This is a genomic window from Pseudomonas sp. P5_B2 (assembly GCF_056400445.1).
In genome coordinates this window covers 1-3,558 of sequence record NZ_JBFULH010000434.1, presented here as the reverse complement: position 1 = coordinate 3,558, position 3,558 = coordinate 1, and the positions used below count along the sequence as shown (strand labels likewise).

The following is a 3,558-nucleotide window of genomic DNA, read 5'->3' as shown; positions in this document are numbered from 1 at the left end:
GAGTGTACGGGTGCAGTGGACGCTCGTAGATGTCGTTCTTCGGACCCATTTCCACCGGGCGACCGAGGTACATCACCATCACGTCATCGGCAACGTGTTGCACCACCGCCAGGTTGTGGGAGATGAACACGTAGGCGGTGTTGAACTCTTGCTGCAAATCCATGAACAGGTTGAGCACCTGCGCCTGAATAGACACGTCCAGCGCCGAGGTCGGTTCGTCCGCGACCAGCACTTTCGGTTGCAGCATCATTGCGCGGGCCAAAGCGATCCGCTGGCGCTGACCGCCGGAGAACATGTGCGGATAACGCTGGTAGTGCTCGGGACGCAAGCCGACCTGCTTCATCATCGCCTGGACTTTTTCGCGACGTTCGGAGGCGCTCAGGTTGGTATTGATCAGCAGCGGTTCGCCAAGCTGGTCACCGACTTTTTGCCGTGGGTTGAGCGACGCGTACGGGCTCTGGAACACCATCTGCACGTCTTTGCGCAGTTGCTTGCGCTGGGCCTTGTCGGCACCGGCGACTTCCTGGCCGGCGATTTTCAAGGAGCCGGAGGACGGTTCTTCAATCAGCGTCAGCGCACGGGCGAGGGTGGATTTGCCGCAGCCCGATTCGCCTACAACGGCGAGGGTCTTGCCGGCTTCCAGTTCGAAAGACACACCGTTCAGGGCGCGTACTGTCGCATGACCCTTGAACAGGCCTCGGGACACTTCGTAGTGACGGGTCAGGTCGCGGGCGGTAAGTACGACGGCCATTACGCCACCTCCTGATTCAGCGGGTAGAAGCAGCGGGCGAGGCTGTGGCTTTTCGGGTCGAGGGTCGGACGTTGCTGACGGCAGGTTTCCTGCACGTACGGGCAACGCGGCGACAGCAGGCAACCTTGCGGACGGTCATACCGACCTGGAACGATGCCTGGCAGCGTGGCCAGGCGCGTGGCGCCCAGGCTGTGTTCCGGAATCGCCTTGAGCAATGCTTCGCTGTACGGGTGTGCCGGAATGTCGAACAGCTGGGGCACTTGACCGACTTCAACCGCTTGGCCGGCGTACATCACGCACACGCGCTGGGCAGTTTCGGCTACGACGGCGAGGTCGTGGGTAATCAGCACCAGGCCCATGTTCTGCTCTTTCTGCAACGCCAGCAGCAGGTCCATGATCTGCGCCTGAATCGTTACATCCAGTGCAGTGGTCGGTTCGTCAGCGATCAGCAGTTTCGGTTCGCCGGCAATCGCCATGGCGATCGCTACACGCTGGCTCATACCACCGGACAGTTGGTGCGGGTAGGCGTCCATACGGCTCGCGGCGCCGGGGATTTCGACTTTTTCCAGCAACTCGATGGCACGCTTGCGCGCTTGTTTGCCGGACATTTTCAGGTGCAGGCGCAGCACTTCTTCGATCTGGAAACCGACGGTGTAGCTCGGGTTCAGCGCGGTCATCGGGTCCTGGAAGACCATGGCCAGGTCTTTGCCGACGATTTGTCGACGCTGACGGTTGCTGAGCTTGAGCATGTTCTTGCCGTCGAAATTCAGGGCGTCGGCAGTGACGATCCCTGGATGCTCGATCAGGCCCATCAGCGCCATCATGGTCACGGATTTACCGGAACCCGACTCGCCAACGATGGCCAGGACTTCGCCTTTGTCCACGGTAATATCGAGCCCGTCGACCACCGGAACGGCGTTCTTGTCGCCAAAGCGAACGTTGAGATTCTTGATTTCTAACAGTGACATTTGAATCTCCTCAGGCGGCGTTCTTGAGTTTCGGGTCCAGCGCATCGCGCAGGCCGTCGCCCATCAAGTTGATTGCCAGCACGCTGAGCAAAATGGTCAAACCAGGCAGACTGACTACCCACCAGGCGCGTTCGATGTAGTCGCGAGCCGAAGCCAGCATGGTGCCCCACTCAGGGGTTGGCGGTTGTACGCCAAGGCCGAGGAAGCCCAGTGCGGCGGCATCGAGAATCGCCGAGGAGAAGCTCAAGGTGGCCTGAACGATCAGCGGCGCCATGCAGTTGGGCAGCACGGTGACGAACATCAGGCGCGGCAGACCGGCACCGGCCAGGCGCGCGGCGGTCACGTAGTCGCGGTTCACTTCGCTCATCACCGCGGCGCGGGTCAGACGAACATACGACGGCAACGAAACCACGGCGATGGCAATGATGGTGTTGATCAGGCCAGGGCCGAGGATGGCGACAATCGCCACGGCCAGCAGCAGGGACGGCAGGGCCAGCATGATGTCCATCAGACGCATGATGGTCGGGCCGAGCATGCGCGGGAAGAACCCGGCGAACAGACCCAAAAGGATGCCCGGAATCAGCGACATCACCACTGACGACAAGCCGATCAGCAGGGACAGGCGCGAACCGTTGATCAACCGCGATAGCAAGTCGCGACCCAGTTCATCGGTGCCGAGCAGGAACTGCAACTGCCCACCTTCCAGCCAGGCTGGCGGGGTCAGCAGGAAGTCACGGTATTGCTCGCTCGGGTTATGCGGGGCAACCCACGGCGCGAAGATCGCGCAGAAAATCACCAGCAACATGAACATCAGGCCGGCGACGGCGCCTTTGTTTCGGGAAAACGCGTGCCAGAATTCTTTGTACGGGGACGGATACAGCAGGCTTTGATCGACTGTTACCGCTTGATTTGAAGTTGAAGCTGGAGTGGTCATGGTCATGATCTCAGCGCTGGTGACGGATGCGTGGGTTGGCAAAGCCGTAGAGGATGTCCACGACGAAATTGACCACGATCACCAGGCAGGCGATTAACAGGATGCCGTTTTGCACGACTGGATAGTCTCGGGCGCCAATGGCTTCGATCAGCCATTTGCCGATGCCGGGCCACGAGAAGATGGTCTCGGTCAGAACCGCGCCCGCCAGCAATGTGCCGACTTGCAGGCCTACCACGGTCAGTACCGGAATCAGCGCGTTTCGCAGACCGTGCACGAACACCACGCGTGACGGCGACAGGCCTTTGGCGCGGGCTGTACGGATGTAGTCTTCACGCAGTACTTCGAGCATCGACGAACGGGTCATCCGCGCAATAACGGCCAGCGGGATGGTGCCGAGCACGATGGCTGGCAGGATCAAGTGATGCAGGGCATCGAAGAAGGCGCCGACGTCATCGGCCAGCAGCGTGTCGATGAGCATGAAGCCGGTGCGCGGCTCGATGTCATAGAGCAGGTCGATCCGCCCGGACACCGGGGTCCAGCCCAGGCTCACGGAGAAGAACATGATCAGGATCAGGCCCCACCAGAAGATCGGCATCGAGTATCCCGCCAGGGAGATGCCCATCACCCCATGGTCGAACAGGGATCCTCGCTTGAGTGCCGCGATCACCCCGGCCAGGAGGCCCAGTATGCCGGCGAACAGCAGCGCGGCCATGGACAGTTCCAGGGTCGCGGGGAATAGAGAAGTGAATTCGGTCCACACGCTTTCACGGGTACGCAGCGATTCGCCAAGGTCGCCGTGGGCCAGTTTACCGATGTAGTCCATGTATTGGGCATACAGCGGTTTGTTCAGACCAAGGCGTTCCATTGCCTGAGCATGCATTTCGGGGTCGACTCGACGTTCGCCC

At 60.7% G+C, this 3,558-nt stretch carries 4 protein-coding genes; all 4 read right to left on the bottom strand.

Annotation, left to right across the window (positions count from 1 at the left end; translation table 11 throughout):
- Positions 1 to 751: dipeptide ABC transporter ATP-binding protein (locus AC1DRJ_RS21910; RefSeq protein ID WP_477803983.1), on the bottom strand; the 751-nt coding region annotated here is incomplete at its 3' end.
- The gene (locus AC1DRJ_RS21905) at positions 751 to 1,719 is read right to left on the bottom strand and encodes an ABC transporter ATP-binding protein (RefSeq protein ID WP_477803982.1); all 969 of its coding nucleotides are present in this window, start codon (positions 1,717 to 1,719) and stop codon (positions 751 to 753) included. The genes AC1DRJ_RS21905 and AC1DRJ_RS21910, both read right to left, overlap by 1 nt.
- Before the next feature lie 10 nt (positions 1,720 to 1,729).
- The gene (locus AC1DRJ_RS21900) at positions 1,730 to 2,653 is read right to left on the bottom strand and encodes an ABC transporter permease subunit (protein ID WP_477803981.1); all 924 of its coding nucleotides are present in this window, start codon (positions 2,651 to 2,653) and stop codon (positions 1,730 to 1,732) included.
- Positions 2,654 to 2,663: 10 nt separating this feature from the next.
- A partial coding sequence (locus AC1DRJ_RS21895) for an ABC transporter permease subunit (protein WP_477803980.1) occupies positions 2,664 to 3,558 on the bottom strand: 895 nt, incomplete at its 5' end.

Bases quoted from the DNA above. Each gene is read 5' to 3' on its own strand.
- AC1DRJ_RS21900 (WP_477803981.1), bottom strand. From the start codon at position 2,653: ATGACCACTCCAGCTTCAACTTCAAATCAAGCGGTAACAGTCGATCAA.
- AC1DRJ_RS21905 (WP_477803982.1), bottom strand. From the start codon at position 1,719: ATGTCACTGTTAGAAATCAAGAATCTCAACGTTCGCTTTGGCGACAAG.